Genomic DNA, 14,098 nt, shown 5'->3' with positions numbered 1-14,098 from the left:
CGGTTGGCGAAACGATCAGTTGGAGTGCTGTACCGGTGCGGCCTGGCCGTCGGTGCCGGGCGTGCCGGCGGTCGCCTTCGGCTTGGCGTCGATCCCGGCCTCCAGACGCTGCTGCGCCGTGATCGGCGTCGGCGCGGTGGTCAACGGGTCGTAGCCGCCGCGGGTCTTCGGGAAGGCGATGACCTCACGGATCGACTCGTTGCCGGAGAGCAGCATGCAGGTCCGGTCCCAGCCGAGCGCGATACCGGCGTGCGGCGGCGGGCCGTACTTGAACGCGTCCAGCAGGAAGCCGAACTTGTCCTGCGCCTCCTCCGGCGTGATGCCGAGCAGGTCGAAGACGCGGCTCTGCACGTCGGCGCGGTGGATACGGACCGAACCGCCGCCGATCTCGTTGCCGTTGCAGACGATGTCGTACGCGTAGGCGAGCGCCTCGTCCGGCGCCTCCTCGAAGCGGCTGACCCACTCGTCGTTCGGCGACGTGAACGGGTGGTGCACCGCGGTCCAGCCACCCTCGTCGGTCTTCTCGAACATCGGGGCGTCGACGACCCAGCAGAAGGCCCAGGCACTCTCGTCGATCAGGTTCGCGCGCTTGGCGATCTCGATGCGGGCCGCGCCGAGAAGCTCCTGGGCCTCCCTCTTCTCCGTGCTCGCGGCGAAGAAGATCGCGTCGCCCGGCTTGGCGCCGACCGCGTCGGCCAGACCGGTCAGATGCTCAGGCGACAGATTCTTCGCGACCGGACCGCGCGCTTCGCCGGTCGACTCGTCGAGCACGACGTAGGCCAGGCCGCGTGCACCGCGGGCCTTCGCCCAGTCCTGCCAGCCGTCCAGCTCCTTGCGGGTCTGCGACGCGCCGCCCGGCATCACGACCGCGCCGACGTAACCGCCCGCGTCGATCGCACCCGCGAAGACGCGGAACGCGGTGCCGCGCAGGTAGTCGGTCAGTTCCACCAGCTCGACCCCGTACCGCAGGTCGGGCTTGTCGGAGCCGTACCGGTTCATCGCGTCGGTCCAGGTGATCCGCGGGATCGGCAGCGGGATCCGGTAGTCGGCGAGCTCGCTCCAGAGCCTGCTGACGATCTCCTCGCCGAGCTCGATCACGTCGTCCTGGGTGACGAACGACATCTCGATGTCGAGCTGAGTGAACTCGGGCTGCCGGTCGGCGCGGAAGTCCTCGTCGCGGTAGCAGCGGGCGATCTGGTAGTACCGCTCCATGCCGGCGACCATCAGCAGCTGCTTGAAGAGCTGCGGGGACTGCGGCAACGCGTACCAGGTGCCGGGCTGGAGACGGACCGGGACCAGGAAGTCACGGGCGCCCTCGGGCGTCGACCGGGTCAGGGTCGGCGTCTCGATCTCGTTGAAGTCGCGGGCGTGCAGCACCTCGCGGGCGATCTGGTTGGCGCGGCTGCGCAGGCGCAGTGCCTTCGCCGGGCCGGAGCGGCGCAGGTCGAGGTAGCGGTACTTGAGCCGCAGGTCGTCGGAGGCGGTGACCGTGTCGTCGACCGGCAGCGGCAGCGGGGCCGCCTCGGAGAGCACGGTCAGCTCGCTGGCGACCACCTCGATCGCGCCGGTCGCCAGCTCGGGGTTCTCGTTGCCGGCCGGGCGGGCGTTGACCTCGCCGACGACCTTCACGCAGAACTCGTTGCGCAGCGCGTGCGCGTCCTCCTCGCGGAACACGACCTGCACCACGCCGGAGGCGTCCCGCAGGTCGACGAAGATGACACCGCCGTGGTCGCGCCGCCGGGCGACCCACCCGGCGAGCGTCACCGTCGTGCCGGCGTCGCTCGCGCGCAGAGTGCCGGCGTCATGGGTACGGATCACGGAAACGTCTCCTAACAGGGTTCGCGGGGCGCACCCGACATTCTGTCAGGCACGCCCCGCGCCACGCGCCACGGGCCGGTCACCGGGGGACCCGCCACGATGTGGCGCGCAGGCCGGCGGTGCCGGTGCCGCCGACGTCGAGGATCTCCACGAGGACGAGCTCGGCCGGAGTGGCAGCCGTCAACACGCAGAGAGCCGTACCTTTCTTGACCTCCACCTCGGCGCCCGGCCCGAGCGGACTCGTGCGGATCGCCCGCAGGCAGCCGGCCGCATCGATGTCGGAGCCGCTGCTCTGGCTGCCGGACGCCGCCCCGGCGGCCAGGCTCAAGCGCGGCGTCTGGTTTCCGCACCGGCTGTCGTAACGCAGGTCGGCCTCCTGCTCCCCGGCGTCGGCACGCGGTTCGTCCAGGTCCAGAAAGAGCACCGCGGAGCAGCCCACCTGTACGCGAAGCGGCTCCTTCGCGTACGTGACCTGGTATTGCTCCGGCTCCGGCGGCCGGCTCACGGCACCATCGCCGGCCGCGGTGGGCGCCCGGTGAGCGGCCCGGGCCGTCTCGAACGCTCGCCAGGACAGCAGTCCCGCACCGACTGAGGCGAGTAGAGCCAGCACGCTGAGCAGCACGGCGAGTACGACCCCGGAGCGACGTCGCGGCTTCGGCGCCGGTTTCTCCGGCGCCCGTCCTTCCGAGGCTCGCAATGGCTCGGTGGGCCCCTCCGGGACAGGTGGCTCCGCGGCCTGCGTGGGCGGCGCGACCCACGGTGCCGCGGGGCTGGCCGGCCGTTGCGCGGGAACGTTGGCCGGATAGATGCCGCCCTGGTGGGCGGCGTTTCCGGGATGGTGGTGCGGGTGACCGTGGATGGCTGGATTGTGGGGATGCTGGGGCATGTTGGGATGGGTGGCCGCGTTTCCGGGGTAACCAGCGTGGTTCGCCGGATAGGTGGAGACGTTCTCGGCCGGGCGGTTGACGGTCGGTTCGTTCGCTGCTGCACGGAAAACGGGCATGGCGGACTCCGGCGGCACAGAAGGAGAAATCGCTTGATCGGCGCTCAATCACCATAAACACCGCGATCATTGTGATGCCATCCCCCGGTGAGGCGACTTCGCATGGATGTGGTCACAGGTACGTGTGCAGTACATCCACCACTCGCCGCTCGTCGTCGACCATCGGAATGTCCCGCCACTTGTCGAACGCCGTGCACGGGTGAGAGATCCCGAACCGGATCAGGTCACCCGGCACGACCTCGGCGCCGTCCACGTCGAGGTAGGTGTGATGGTCGTTCATCTTGCTCACCCGGAGACCGTCCGCCGCCCGCACCGACCCATCGCCCGAGCGGATCTCCCACGGAACCGGCAGTCCCTCGTCGAACGGGGCGTCCCGCTTGCCCATGCCGACGATGGCCAGCCCTGGCTCCGGGGCCGACAGCACCTGAGCCCAGATCTCCAGGGCCGCGGTGAGCGGCCCCTCGTCAGGAACCCGGACGAAGGGCGTCCGTTCCCGGTAGAAGCCGTCGTCGTGGGTGACCGACGCCCCGCTGCGCAGGATCAGTCGCGCCCGCGAGCCGATGCCGCCGAGCCGGTCGGCGACCCGGTCGAACCAGGCACTGCCACCGGCCGTGACGATCGGCCGTGGGGGCAGCAGACCGGCTTTCGTCAGCCGCTCGAAGCCCTCGACCAAGCGGTCCAGGAACTCGTCCACACCGGCCTGATCGGGTAACTGTCCCTCGTAGCCGGCCAACCCCACCAGCTCGACGCCGGGCGCATCCGCCGCCGCCCGCGCCACCGTCTCCAGCTCGTCCAGTGTCCGCACCCCGGTCCGCCCGTCCGCGTGCCCCAGCTCGGCGAGAACGCGCAGCGGGCCGCCCGTCGCGGCCGCCGCCGTGACACCGATGACCGAGTCGACCTGGAAATACACCTCCCACCCCGCGCTGCTCTCGGCCGCGAGCCAGCGAAGTGCCGACGGATCGAGGATCTCGTTGGCGATCAGCACCCGCTCGATCCCGAGCCGCCGCAACACGAGTGCCTGGTTCGGCGTCGCCACCGTCATCCCCCACGCCCCGGCCCGCAGCTGAGCCTCGAGGAGGGCGGGGGCCATCGTGGTCTTGGCGTGCGGGGCGAAGTCCAGGCCGTGCCGGCGGCAGAAGGCGGCCATGGTGGCGATGTTGGTCTCCACTGCGGACTGCCGGACCACCAGCAACGGCCAGGTGAACTCGCCGCCGAAGATGCTCGGGCGGTCCGCGGCGACCTGCTCGGGGGTCCGGGACTCGTCCGGTGACCAGAATCCTTTGCTCTGCCAGCCGATCATTGCGCTTGGCCTCCTTGTCGGCGCTTGCGAGACTGCGGTTCATGGTCGACATCGCGCTGCCCGCCACCTTCACCCGTACGGTCGAGGGCACCTGGGGGCCCGACGGCCGCCGGTGGCTGGCCGGCCTGCCCCGGATCGCGGAGCAGGTGCTGTTGAGGTGGGACCTGCAGGCTGAGGAACCGTTCCCGTTGAGCATGAACTGGGTGACCCGGGTGCGCCGGGCCGACGGGACGACGGCGGTCCTCAAACTGGGCGTACCGGAGGCGGGCCATCTGGCCGATGAGGCGGCCGCCCTGGAGTTCTTCGCCGGACGCGGCGCCGTCGCGGTGCTCGCCCGCGACGACGCGCGTGGAGCCCTGCTGCTCGAGGAGGCGCGGCCGGGCGTGCCGCTCCGATCGCTCGTCCCGGAGCGGGACGAGACCGCGACAGCCGCGATCATCGAGGTCGTCCGCAGGCTGCACCGCCCGGCACCGGCCGGTGTGCCGCTGCCCGAGCTGTCCCGGCGGGTCGCCTCCTTCGACGACCACCTGCGCCGGTTTCCGGGTGCCGGTCCGGTATCGCGGGACCTGGTCGAACGGGCCCGCCACCTGTTCGCGGAGCTCTGCGCGACCGCGACCGAACGGGTGGTGCTGCACGGCGATCTGCACCACGACAACGTGCTGACCAGCGACCGGGAGCCGTGGCTGACGATCGACCCGCACGGCGTCGTCGGCGATCCCGGGTACGAGATCGGCGCGCTCCTTTACAACCCCGATCCGCTGAGCGCCGACGAGACCGTGCTGGAGCTCCTCCCGGCCCGCGTCGAACAGCTCGCCGACGGACTGGGTATGCCGATCGAGCGGGTGATCGCCTGGGGTTTCGTGCAGGCGGTGCTCTCCGAAGTGTGGATCTTCGAGGGGGACGCGCCGATGAACATGCGCTCGTTGCGGGTGGCACAACGACTTCTGCCCCTGCTGCCCTGATCTCATGACACCGGGCGGCGCAGGTCTGCGGTCATCTCGTGCAACTCTGCCAGCCGGTCGGCGAGCGTACGCGGATTTCCCGGCGCGTCCGGCCGCGCGTCCCACGGACGGGGCCCGGTGATCGGCCGGTAGTTGACGCCGAGTGCGTCCAGCCGGGCCAGGTGGGCCGGCAGCCGAGCCTCGAACTCCGCGAAGTCGCGCGCGGCCGGACCCCACACCGCCTCGGCGAACGCGCACAGCCGGGGGAAGACCTGGTAGTCCACCCGCTGAGCGGACTCGAGATGCTCGGTCCACACGTTGGCCTGTGCGCCCAGGACGCGATCCGCCTCAGCCGGGGCGAGCCCGTCCGGGACGGGGTCGAAGGCATAGACGTCGGCGAGCGTCAGCCGCGTGCCCACCGGGGTCGGCTCGCCCGGGTCGTCGGACTGCCGATAGTCCAGATAGACGGCGGTGTCCGGACACGCGACCACCTGGTGCCCGGCCCGCGCCGCGTGCACGGTGGGCTCGACGCCACGCCAGGCGGCGATGACGGCACCGGGTGGCGCCCCGCCCGCCAGGATCTCGTCCCAGCCGTACAGCCGGCGGCCGCGGGCGGCCAGATGCTCGGCGAGCCGCGCGGTGAACCAGGGTTGCAGCTGGTGCGGACCCGCGAGTTTCTCGGCCCGGATCCGCTCCCACGCCACCGGGCTCTCCTGCCACTCGGTGGTCGGGCACTCGTCGCCGCCGATGCCGATCAGCTCGCTCGGGAAGATGTCGCAAAGGTGGTCGAGAACCTCCCGGCAAAAGTCCAGCGACGCCGAGCCGACGTTGAGGACGTGCGGCGAGACGCCCCACGCCGTCCGCACCGGGCCGTCGTAACCGTGGCCCAGCTCGGGATAGGCCGCGACGGCGGCCTGCATGTGGCCGGGCATGTCCACCTCCGGCACCACGGTGATGTGCCGGTCCGCCGCGTAGCCGACGATCTCCCGGAGATCGTCCGCGGTGTAGAACCCGCCGTGCGGCCGCCCGTCATAGCGGTCGTGGGAGCGGGAGCCGAGCATCGTCGACGGCCGCCAGGCTCCCACGGACGTGAGCCGGGGCCGGCCGGGCACCTCGATCCGCCAGCCCTGGTCGTCGGTCAGATGCAGGTGCAGCACGTTGAGCTTGTGAAACGCGGCGAGGTCGACGAAGCGCAGCACGTCCGCGACCGGCATGAAGTGCCGGGCGACGTCGAGCATCACACCCCGCCAGGCGAACCGTGGCGCGTCCACTATCCGGCACCCGGGAACCTGCCACGGGCCGTCGGCGATCCGCGACCGCCGCAGAGTGGCCGGGGGCAGCAGCTGCCGCAACGTCTGGGCGCCGTGGAAGACGCCGGCCGGCGAACCTCCGGCGATCGCGATGCCGGTCGGCCCGACGTCCAGCTCGTAGCCCTCGCCGGGCAGCTCCTCGTCGATCCGCAGCCGGATGCCGCCGTCGCCGGGCGGCAGCGCGCAGCCGGTGGCCGGCCCCAGCGCGGCCCGCAGCCAGGCGGCCACCGCGACCAGGTCCGGTCCCGCCTGAAGCGGGGTCGACGTCTGGAGCGTGAACGAACCGGGGACGGCCGCGATCGAGGAGGGACGAGGGAGCAGGCTCGTAAATAGCTCGTTCATGACGCCTCCTTGACCTGGCGAGCGCTTAGGAGGACGCTACAACGAACCACATACGAACCACCAGGGGTTAGGATGCGGATCGGACTGGTCGTCCAAGCCGGGCATCGGGAGCGTTTCGCCGAGGCGGCGCGCACTCTCACCGGTGTCTCGTTCGCCTGGGCAGCTTACGAGCGGGAGGAGCACATCCGGGACGACGTGCGGGACCTGCTGGCCGCCGGCGAGCTCGACGGGCTGCTGCTCGGCCTGGTTCCATTCGCCCGCGCCCGCGACCTGATCCCCGCCGGGCTCCCCACCGCCGTCACCCGGTCCGCGGCACTCGATCTGGCACTGGCCTGGGCCCGCGCCCGCGGCAACGGCTGGCCGGCCACTCCGGTCAGCATCGACACGTTCACCGACGAGACCGTGTCCGAGGTGGCCATCGCGCTCGGGCTGGACCGCTCGGCCATCGCCACGCTGCCCTTCGCCCCCGACCAGTCGATCGCCGAGGTGGTCGAGTTCCACCGGGCACATCTGGGCCGGACCGGTGCGCGCTACGCGATAAGCGTCCGGACCGGCGTGGCCGCCGCCCTGGACGGGCAGGCGGCCGTGCTGCACGCCCTGGCCACGCCCGGCACCATCCGCGCCGACCTGCACGAGCTGGTCCTGCGGGTGCGGCGCCGGCGCGCCGACGAGCAGCGATTCGCGGCCGCCGTCTTCCGCACCCCCGCATCGAGTACGCGTTCCGCACTGCGCCGGGCGCTGCTGGAGCTACCCGAGCTGGCGGACGCGTGGGTCGAGGAGCACGGGGACCGCGGCGTGGTCGCGTTCGCCCCCGCCGCGGTCTTCGAGACGATGACCCAGCACTGGATCACCACCCCGATGCCCTGGCACGGCGCCGCGCCGGCATCGGCCGGCGCGGAGGCGGACGGCCCGGACACCCCTGCGGTGGCCGGCTTCGGCATCGGCCCGTCCGCACGGCGCAGTGTGGCCCTCGCCGAGCAGGCGGCCGACCGGGCCGAGCAGGACGGTGCCCCGGCGGCCTACCTGATCACCGACGACGGGGTGATGATCGGGCCGATGGGTGCGGCGGGCCCCGCACTGGCCTACACCTACCGGCAGCACGGCGGTCTGGAGTCGCTGGCCGGCCGGGCCGGGCTCAGCCCCGCCACGCTGTCCCGGCTGGCGGCACTGGAGCGGTCCCTGGCCGGGCGCCCGATCTCCCCGGGCGAGCTGGCGGCCGCGCTCGGCATCACCGACCCCAGCGGACGACGCCTGATCCGCAAGCTCGCCGAGGCCGGGCTGGCGGTCCCGGAGGGCAGCACACAGCCGTACCACAAGGGTCGCCCGACACGCCTGCACCGGCTCGCGATCGGCTCCGCGCTGGCCGCCGGAGGTGCGGCCGGATGAGGTACGACCTGCTGCTGACCGGCGCCGAGCAGGGCGATGTGGCGGTCCGCGACGGTCTGATCGTCGCCGTGGGAGCGGACCTGCCTCGCGATGCCCACCAGGTGGTCGACGTCTCCGGGCGGCTCCTCACCCCCGGGCTCATCGACATCCACACCCACGTCGGCCCCGGCTATTGGGCCATCGATCCCGACCCGATCGCCTGGTGCTCGGGTGTCACCACCTGGGTGGACGCGGGCTCCGCCGGGGCGTACACGCTGGCCGGACTGCGCCGCGTCGCCGCCGAGGCCGCCGTACGGGTCCCGGCCCTGCTCAACATCTCCGCCGTCGGGCTGGCCGGGCGCACCGGCGAGTGCCGCGACCTGGCGAACTGCGACGCCGCCCTGGCCATCGACACGATCCAGGCCAACCGTGACCTGATCCGCGGCATCAAGGTCCGGATCGACGCCGACACCGTCGGCACCAACGGCGTCGAACCGTTGCGGCGCGGTCTGACCGCCGCGGCAGCCTGCGGCGTGCCGGTCATGGTCCACATCGGTGCGGCACCTCCGTCGCTCGATGAGGTGCTCGACCTGCTGCGGCCCGGTGACATCGTGACGCACTGCTCGAGCGGGATAGCCGCACCGCTCGGCCCGGCGGTGCGTGCGGCGGCCGAGCGCGGCGTCCTTCTCGACCTGGGACACGGCTCCGGCGGCTTCGCCTTCGACGTGGTGGAGGCGCAGCTCGAGGCGGGCCTGCGGCCGTACACCATCTCCACCGATCTGCACGCCCGATCCGTGCACGGGCCGGTCTTCGACCTGCCGACGACGATGGCGAAACTCCTGGCGGTCGGCGTGCCGCTGCCGGACGTCATCACCGCGGTCACCACCAACCCGGCCCGGGCACTGGGCCTGCCTGGCGGGACGCTCACCGTGGGCGCCCCGGCCGACCTAGCGATATTCGAGGTACGCGACGAGGAGTTCCCGGTGACCGACGCGCACCGTCAGGTCCGTACCTCCCCGATACGACTCGTCAACGTGGCGACGTTTGTGGACGGTCGCCTCCTGACACCGCGCCTGCCCGCTCCCCCGGCTCCCTGGATCCCCTTGACCCAGGCGCAGCACACGGCGCTCTCCCGCCGCGAACGCCATATCCGTGACCTGCTCACCACGCCACTCGTGGACGTGGACGGGCTGGCCGAACAGTTCCCGAGAACAAACCCGAGGAGTTCCTGATGCCCAAGCGCGCTGTGATGACCGACAAGGCGGCGCCGGCCGGCGGCCCCTACTCGCATGCCGTGGTCGCCGGCGACACGATCTACCTGGCCGGCGCGGTCCCGGCGCTGCCCGACGGCACCTGGGTGACCGGCAGTTTCGCGGAACAGGCGCACGCCGCGTTCCGCAACCTGGCAGCGGTCGCCGAGGCGGCCGGCTCCAGCCTGGACCAGGCCGTCCGGGTCGGCGTCTACCTGCGCGACTTCGACGACTTCGCGGAGATGAACGAGATCTACCAGCAGTACATCAAGGGCGACCACCGCCCGGTGCGCACCACCCTGCCGGTGCCGCTCGTCGGCTTCGACATCGAGATCGACGCGGTTCTCTATACCGGCGCCTGACCGGGATTACCCGGAGCGCCGGCAGGGTTCGGCGTTCCGGGTTCGCCTCCCGACAGGGGCGGGGGTCTCGGTAGCGCGAACACGCTCGCGCGCGCCTCACGGCAAGCGACGCGACCGCGTTCCGGCAGCGCAGCAGCGGAGCGGGCGCCCTGGGAAGGAGGGGATAGCGACGGATGTAACTGGGTAGGGGGAGATCCATGCCCTATTCCGGAGACTTGCTCGGTGACCGGTATCGGTTGGACGATCGGATCGCTGCGGGCGGCATGGGCGAGGTGTGGCGGGCTACCGACACCGTGCTCGGACGGCCCGTCGCGGTGAAGACTCTGCTCGCCGGCTATGCGGGCGATGCGGGGTTCCGGACCCGTTTCCATCACGAGGCGCGTGCCATGGCCTCGCTCCGGCATGGCGGGGTGGCGCCGGTCTACGACTTCGGCGAGACGGGCGAGGGTGCCTATCTGGTGATGGCTCGGGTCGACGGTGTGCCGTTGAACCAGTGGATCGCCGAGCACGGTCCGCTGACCGCGGCCGAGACGCTGTCGATCGTCGCGCGGGGCGCCCGCGCGCTGGCTGCGGCACATGCCGCCGGGATCGTGCACCGTGACGTCAAGCCCGGCAACCTGATCATCGAGCCGGACGGCAACGTGGTTCTCGTGGACTTCGGGGTCGCCCGTTCGACCCAGTCGGTCACGCTCACCGGCGCGAGGGAGGTGGTCGGTACCGCGCTGTACATCGCGCCTGAGCAGGTGTCGAAGAAGGCCACCGGGCCGGCTGCGGATCTCTATGCGCTGGGCGCGGTCGCCTACCACTGCCTGGCCGGGCGGCCTCCGTTCCTCGGCGACAACCCGGTGGCGGTCGCCCTGCAACATCTCGACCAGGAGCCGCCGCCATTGCCGGCGAGTGTCCCCGGGCCGGTTCGTGACCTCGTGGCCACCGCGATGGCGAAGGATCCGGCTGAGCGCTTCCCGTCGGCTCTCGCGATGGCCGAGGCGGCCGAAGCCGCTTCCGCAAGCCTGCACGTCAGCCCGGCCACGGGCGCGACTAACGCGCCGGCCGCAGGCGTGCCCATCGCAGCGGCCGACGGCTCGCGCATCAGCCCGGCCGCAGGCGCGCCCATCACAGCGGCCGAGGGCGGGGCCATCGCGGCCGGCGCTATCGGCGCTACCGGGAGCACCTTCGCCGCAAGCCCGGGCTCGCCCCCGGGAGCGGAGGGCCTCCCCACAGCCGCGGACGCCGCGCCCATCGCGGCGGCAGCCGGAGCGATGGCCGGTGGCGCCGCCAGCAGCGACCCGGCCGCTGGAAACGGCACATCTGCGAGACATGGCGCTGCTTTGGGGACGGGTGATGCCACTGGCGACGCCGCAGGATACGGCGCGGCCACCGGCGTCGGCGCGGGCGCAGGCCCAGACGCAGGCGCGGGTGCAGGCGCAAGCCCAGGCGCGGGCGTGGGCACAAGCGCGGGCGTGGGCGCAGGTCTAGGCGCGGGCGTTGAGCCCGCCGCCGAAGCCGCGACGCACGCCACACCCAGCCCGACCACCGGCGCAGGGACCGGCGAAAAGGGGAAGGCCCCCAACGCCGGGACGGGTACGCGGCCCGCAGCCGGCAACGAACCACGCTTCGCGATAGGGACCGCCGCGGCCGCGGCGCACGAGCCCGCCCACCCGACGACCGAGCCTGATGTCACCGCACCCCTCGCACCCGCCGGGTCACAGCGAGTAGCTGATACGCAGGTATGGGTTGACAGTCCCGTTACGGTTTCCCGCAACAATTCACCCGGCCGGCGGCGGGTCGCCGCCTTTGGCGCGCTTCTTCTCACTCTCGTCGGCCTCGGAACGTCATTGACTTTAATCAATCCCTTTGATCGCTCCGAAGCACCGGCACCGGTCACCTCGATTCCCGCTTCCGAGGCGCCGAAGCAAGCGCCGACTCCCGCAAACAAGCCGAAGAAGACCAAGAACAACGCCGTGACCAGCAACAACTCCGAGGACGACGACGAGGCCGAACCCACATCGGACCGTACGCGGACCACTGACCCGACGACCAAACCAGCGGAACCGACCACTACCGCACCTGCCGAAGAACCGACTACCACCGCACCGACCCGGGAGCCGGAAAGCACCACCACGCCGCCGACTCCGGAGGCTTCCGAGGGCGACGAATGACGAATCTCTGATGATTCGCCTGTGCTAGTGCTGTGTACCGATCGTTAGTCCCCGGATCGGAAAGCTCGGCGCCAGCACCCCCGAAGGCAGGACATGTCGGTTACCTACGACACCGTTGTGGAGAAGCCGCAACCCCGTACCCCGGCCATCCAGGCCGCAACGCCCAGATCGCATCTCGGTTTCCGTCCCGACATCGAGGGCATGCGCGCGATCGCGGTGATGCTCGTCGTCCTCTCGCACGCCGGTCTCACCGGGCTCGCCGGGGGGTACGTCGGAGTGGACGTCTTCTTCGTCATCTCCGGCTTCCTCATCACGACGCTGCTGCTGAACGAGGTGGCCCGGACCGGGACCGTCTCGCTGGCCGGCTTCTACGCCCGCCGGGCGATCCGCCTGCTGCCGGCCTCCGCTCTCGTACTGGTCGCCACGGTGGCCGGCGCCTGGTTCTGGCTGCCGTCGACCCGGTTCAACTCGATCAGCCTGGACGCGCTGTACGCCACCTTCTACGGGATCAACTGGCGGCTCGCGAGCGAGGGCGTGGACTACCTCAACGCCGACGCCGCCCCGTCGCCGCTCCAGCATTTCTGGTCGCTCGCCGTGGAGGAGCAGTTCTACCTGGTCTGGCCGCTGCTGATGCTGGTCTTCACACTCACCTGGACCAAGCGCAAGAAAGGCGGGAAGGCTCCCCTGGCCGCCGCCCTGTTCGTGATCACCGCGGCCTCGCTCGCCGTTAGCGTCACCCAGACCGAGACCTCCGCTCCGTGGGCGTATTTCGGCGCACACACCCGAGCCTGGGAACTGGCCGTCGGCGCGCTCGTGGCCATCGGCGCGTCCCGGCTCGCGGGTCTGCCCGCGATGCTCGCCACCGCGCTTACCTGGGGCGGCCTGGCCGCGGTGGTGGCCTCGGCGGTGATCTACGACGAGCAGACCCCGTTCCCGGGTACGGCGGCCGCGCTGCCGGTGCTCGGCGCCGCGGCGATCATCGCGGCGGGTGGTGCGGCACCGCGTGGCGGCGCCTCGGTGCTGCTACGCACCAAGCCGTTCCAGCTGATCGGGCGGTACTCGTACAGCTTCTATCTGTGGCACTGGCCGGTGCTGATGATCGGTCCGGCGGCGCTCGACGTGGAGCCGTCGATCGAGGTGAACCTGGCGCTCGCCGCGGGGTCGCTGGTGCTGGCCGTGGTCTCGTACCACGTCGTGGAGAATCCGGTCCGCACGCTGGGCTGGATCAAGTCGCGCTCGTGGCGGGGTCTCGGCCTCGGTCTCGCCCTGTCCGGTGCGACCGCCGGCTTCGCGATGGTAGCCGGTGAGCACACGCCGCCGCTGGCCACCGGTGGACCGGCGGCCGACACGGCGCGGGCGATCGCGGAGGCGTCCGACCCGCGGGCCCGGATACGCGAGCTGCTCCAGGAGTCGGCCGCCCTGCGGAGGCTGCCGAACAACCTCAGTCCGAACCCGACCAGGGCCCGCAAGGACAAGCCGATCATCTACCGGGACGACTGCCACCTCGGCTACCCGGAGACGGCAGCACCGAACCCGTGCGTGTACGGCAACCCGGCCGCCACCGACTCGATGTTCCTGCTCGGAGACTCACACGCCGCGCACTGGTTCCCCGCCGTCAACGAGATCGCCGTGCAACGCGACCTGAAGCTGGCCAGCCGCACCAAGAGCAACTGCCAGGCGGCGACCGCCCTGATCTACAGCGCCACGCTGAAGCGCCCCTATCAGGAGTGTTTCCAATGGCGTGAGTCGGTTCTCCGGGAGATCGAGCGGACGAAGCCGAAGTTCGTGGTGGTGTCCTCGAACGGCGGCGACAGCGGCGGCATGGTCGACGCGAACAGCGTCCCGCTGGACGACGGTCCGAACCGCGACCAGGTCTGGGCCGCCGCGTGGGGGAAGACGTTCGACCGGGTGAAGGCGGCCGGCTCCCGGATCGTCCTGATCGAGGACACCCCGTGGCCGTCCGGCTCCGCCCCGGAGTGCCTGGTCACGAACCCCAAGCAGGTACGCAGGTGTGGCCGCCCGCCGGGCGAGGCCATCGCCGAGCCGGCCCGCCGCGAGCTGATCGCCGAGGCCGCCCGTCGGCGGGGTGCCGTCGTGATCGACACCCAGCCGTGGTTCTGCACCGACGAGATCTGCCCGGCGATCATCGGCAACGCGCTGGTGTGGAAGGACAACAGCCACCTCAGCACCGCGATCTCCGCGGCGATGACCCCGCTGCTGGCGCGCGCCTTCCCCCGCTGAGCGGGCC

The 14,098-nt window shown here is 71.5% G+C and carries 10 protein-coding genes; 6 read left to right on the top strand and 4 right to left on the bottom strand.

The window, feature by feature from the left end:
- Positions 1 to 15: 15 nt before the first annotated feature.
- The 3 genes from aspS to I4J89_RS32545 all read right to left on the bottom strand — a co-directional run bounded on the left by aspS (position 16) and on the right by I4J89_RS32545 (position 4,121).
- Positions 16 to 1,818 carry an aspartate--tRNA ligase gene (gene aspS, locus I4J89_RS32555; RefSeq protein WP_196417970.1) on the bottom strand — a complete coding sequence of 601 codons (1,803 nt, stop codon included), beginning with the start codon at positions 1,816 to 1,818 and terminating at the stop codon, positions 16 to 18.
- Between the two features lie 79 nt (positions 1,819 to 1,897).
- Positions 1,898 to 2,821 (bottom strand): hypothetical protein, encoded by a 924-nt coding sequence (locus I4J89_RS32550; RefSeq protein ID WP_196417969.1) that lies wholly within the window; start codon positions 2,819 to 2,821, stop codon positions 1,898 to 1,900.
- 112 nt (positions 2,822 to 2,933) lie between these two features.
- Positions 2,934 to 4,121, bottom strand: coding sequence for an alanine racemase (locus I4J89_RS32545; protein WP_196417968.1), 1,188 nt, complete (start codon positions 4,119 to 4,121; stop codon positions 2,934 to 2,936).
- Positions 4,122 to 4,162: 41 nt separating this feature from the next.
- Here I4J89_RS32545 and I4J89_RS32540 point away from each other — a divergent pair, with 41 nt between their 5' ends.
- Entirely contained in the window at positions 4,163 to 5,083 is a 921-nt protein-coding gene (locus I4J89_RS32540; RefSeq protein ID WP_196417967.1) for an aminoglycoside phosphotransferase family protein, read from the top strand.
- Between the two features lie 2 nt (positions 5,084 to 5,085).
- Here I4J89_RS32540 and I4J89_RS32535 read toward each other — a convergent pair whose 3' ends face one another.
- Positions 5,086 to 6,714 carry a beta-N-acetylhexosaminidase gene (locus I4J89_RS32535; RefSeq protein WP_196417966.1) on the bottom strand — a complete coding sequence of 543 codons (1,629 nt, stop codon included), beginning with the start codon at positions 6,712 to 6,714 and terminating at the stop codon, positions 5,086 to 5,088.
- Positions 6,715 to 6,786: 72 nt separating this feature from the next.
- Between I4J89_RS32535 and I4J89_RS32530 the strand changes: the two genes are divergently transcribed.
- The 5 genes from I4J89_RS32530 (at position 6,787) to I4J89_RS32510 (ending at position 14,091) form a co-directional block, all read left to right on the top strand.
- Positions 6,787 to 8,100: a helix-turn-helix domain-containing protein gene (locus I4J89_RS32530; RefSeq protein WP_196417965.1), complete on the top strand. Its 1,314-nt coding sequence runs from the start codon at positions 6,787 to 6,789 to the stop codon at positions 8,098 to 8,100.
- Positions 8,097 to 9,311 carry an amidohydrolase family protein gene (locus I4J89_RS32525; protein ID WP_196417964.1) on the top strand — a complete coding sequence of 405 codons (1,215 nt, stop codon included), beginning with the start codon at positions 8,097 to 8,099 and terminating at the stop codon, positions 9,309 to 9,311. The genes I4J89_RS32530 and I4J89_RS32525 overlap by 4 nt, the downstream gene beginning before the upstream one ends.
- Entirely contained in the window at positions 9,311 to 9,691 is a 381-nt protein-coding gene (locus tag I4J89_RS32520; RefSeq protein ID WP_196417963.1) for a RidA family protein, read from the top strand. Before I4J89_RS32525 ends, I4J89_RS32520 begins: the two co-directional genes overlap by 1 nt.
- 197 nt (positions 9,692 to 9,888) lie before the next feature.
- Positions 9,889 to 11,850 carry a serine/threonine-protein kinase gene (locus I4J89_RS50085; RefSeq protein WP_230859988.1) on the top strand — a complete coding sequence of 654 codons (1,962 nt, stop codon included), beginning with the start codon at positions 9,889 to 9,891 and terminating at the stop codon, positions 11,848 to 11,850.
- A 93-nt stretch (positions 11,851 to 11,943) separates the two neighbouring features.
- Positions 11,944 to 14,091 carry an acyltransferase family protein gene (locus tag I4J89_RS32510; RefSeq protein ID WP_196417962.1) on the top strand — a complete coding sequence of 716 codons (2,148 nt, stop codon included), beginning with the start codon at positions 11,944 to 11,946 and terminating at the stop codon, positions 14,089 to 14,091.
- The last annotated feature ends 7 nt before the right edge of the window (positions 14,092 to 14,098 follow it).

Source organism: Actinoplanes aureus (assembly GCF_015704865.1).
GTDB lineage: Bacteria > Actinomycetota > Actinomycetes > Mycobacteriales > Micromonosporaceae > Actinoplanes > Actinoplanes aureus.
This window is presented reverse-complemented; position numbering and strand designations above follow the sequence as displayed.

Bases quoted from the DNA above. Each gene is read 5' to 3' on its own strand.
- I4J89_RS32530 (WP_196417965.1), top strand. From the start codon at position 6,787: ATGCGGATCGGACTGGTCGTCCAAGCCGGGCATCGGGAGCGTTTCGCC.
- I4J89_RS50085 (WP_230859988.1), top strand. From the start codon at position 9,889: ATGCCCTATTCCGGAGACTTGCTCGGTGACCGGTATCGGTTGGACGAT.
- I4J89_RS32550 (WP_196417969.1), bottom strand. From the start codon at position 2,821: ATGCCCGTTTTCCGTGCAGCAGCGAACGAACCGACCGTCAACCGCCCG.
- I4J89_RS32540 (WP_196417967.1), top strand. From the start codon at position 4,163: ATGGTCGACATCGCGCTGCCCGCCACCTTCACCCGTACGGTCGAGGGC.
- I4J89_RS32535 (WP_196417966.1), bottom strand. From the start codon at position 6,714: ATGAACGAGCTATTTACGAGCCTGCTCCCTCGTCCCTCCTCGATCGCG.
- I4J89_RS32545 (WP_196417968.1), bottom strand. From the start codon at position 4,121: ATGATCGGCTGGCAGAGCAAAGGATTCTGGTCACCGGACGAGTCCCGG.
- I4J89_RS32520 (WP_196417963.1), top strand. From the start codon at position 9,311: ATGCCCAAGCGCGCTGTGATGACCGACAAGGCGGCGCCGGCCGGCGGC.
- I4J89_RS32525 (WP_196417964.1), top strand. From the start codon at position 8,097: ATGAGGTACGACCTGCTGCTGACCGGCGCCGAGCAGGGCGATGTGGCG.
- I4J89_RS32510 (WP_196417962.1), top strand. From the start codon at position 11,944: ATGTCGGTTACCTACGACACCGTTGTGGAGAAGCCGCAACCCCGTACC.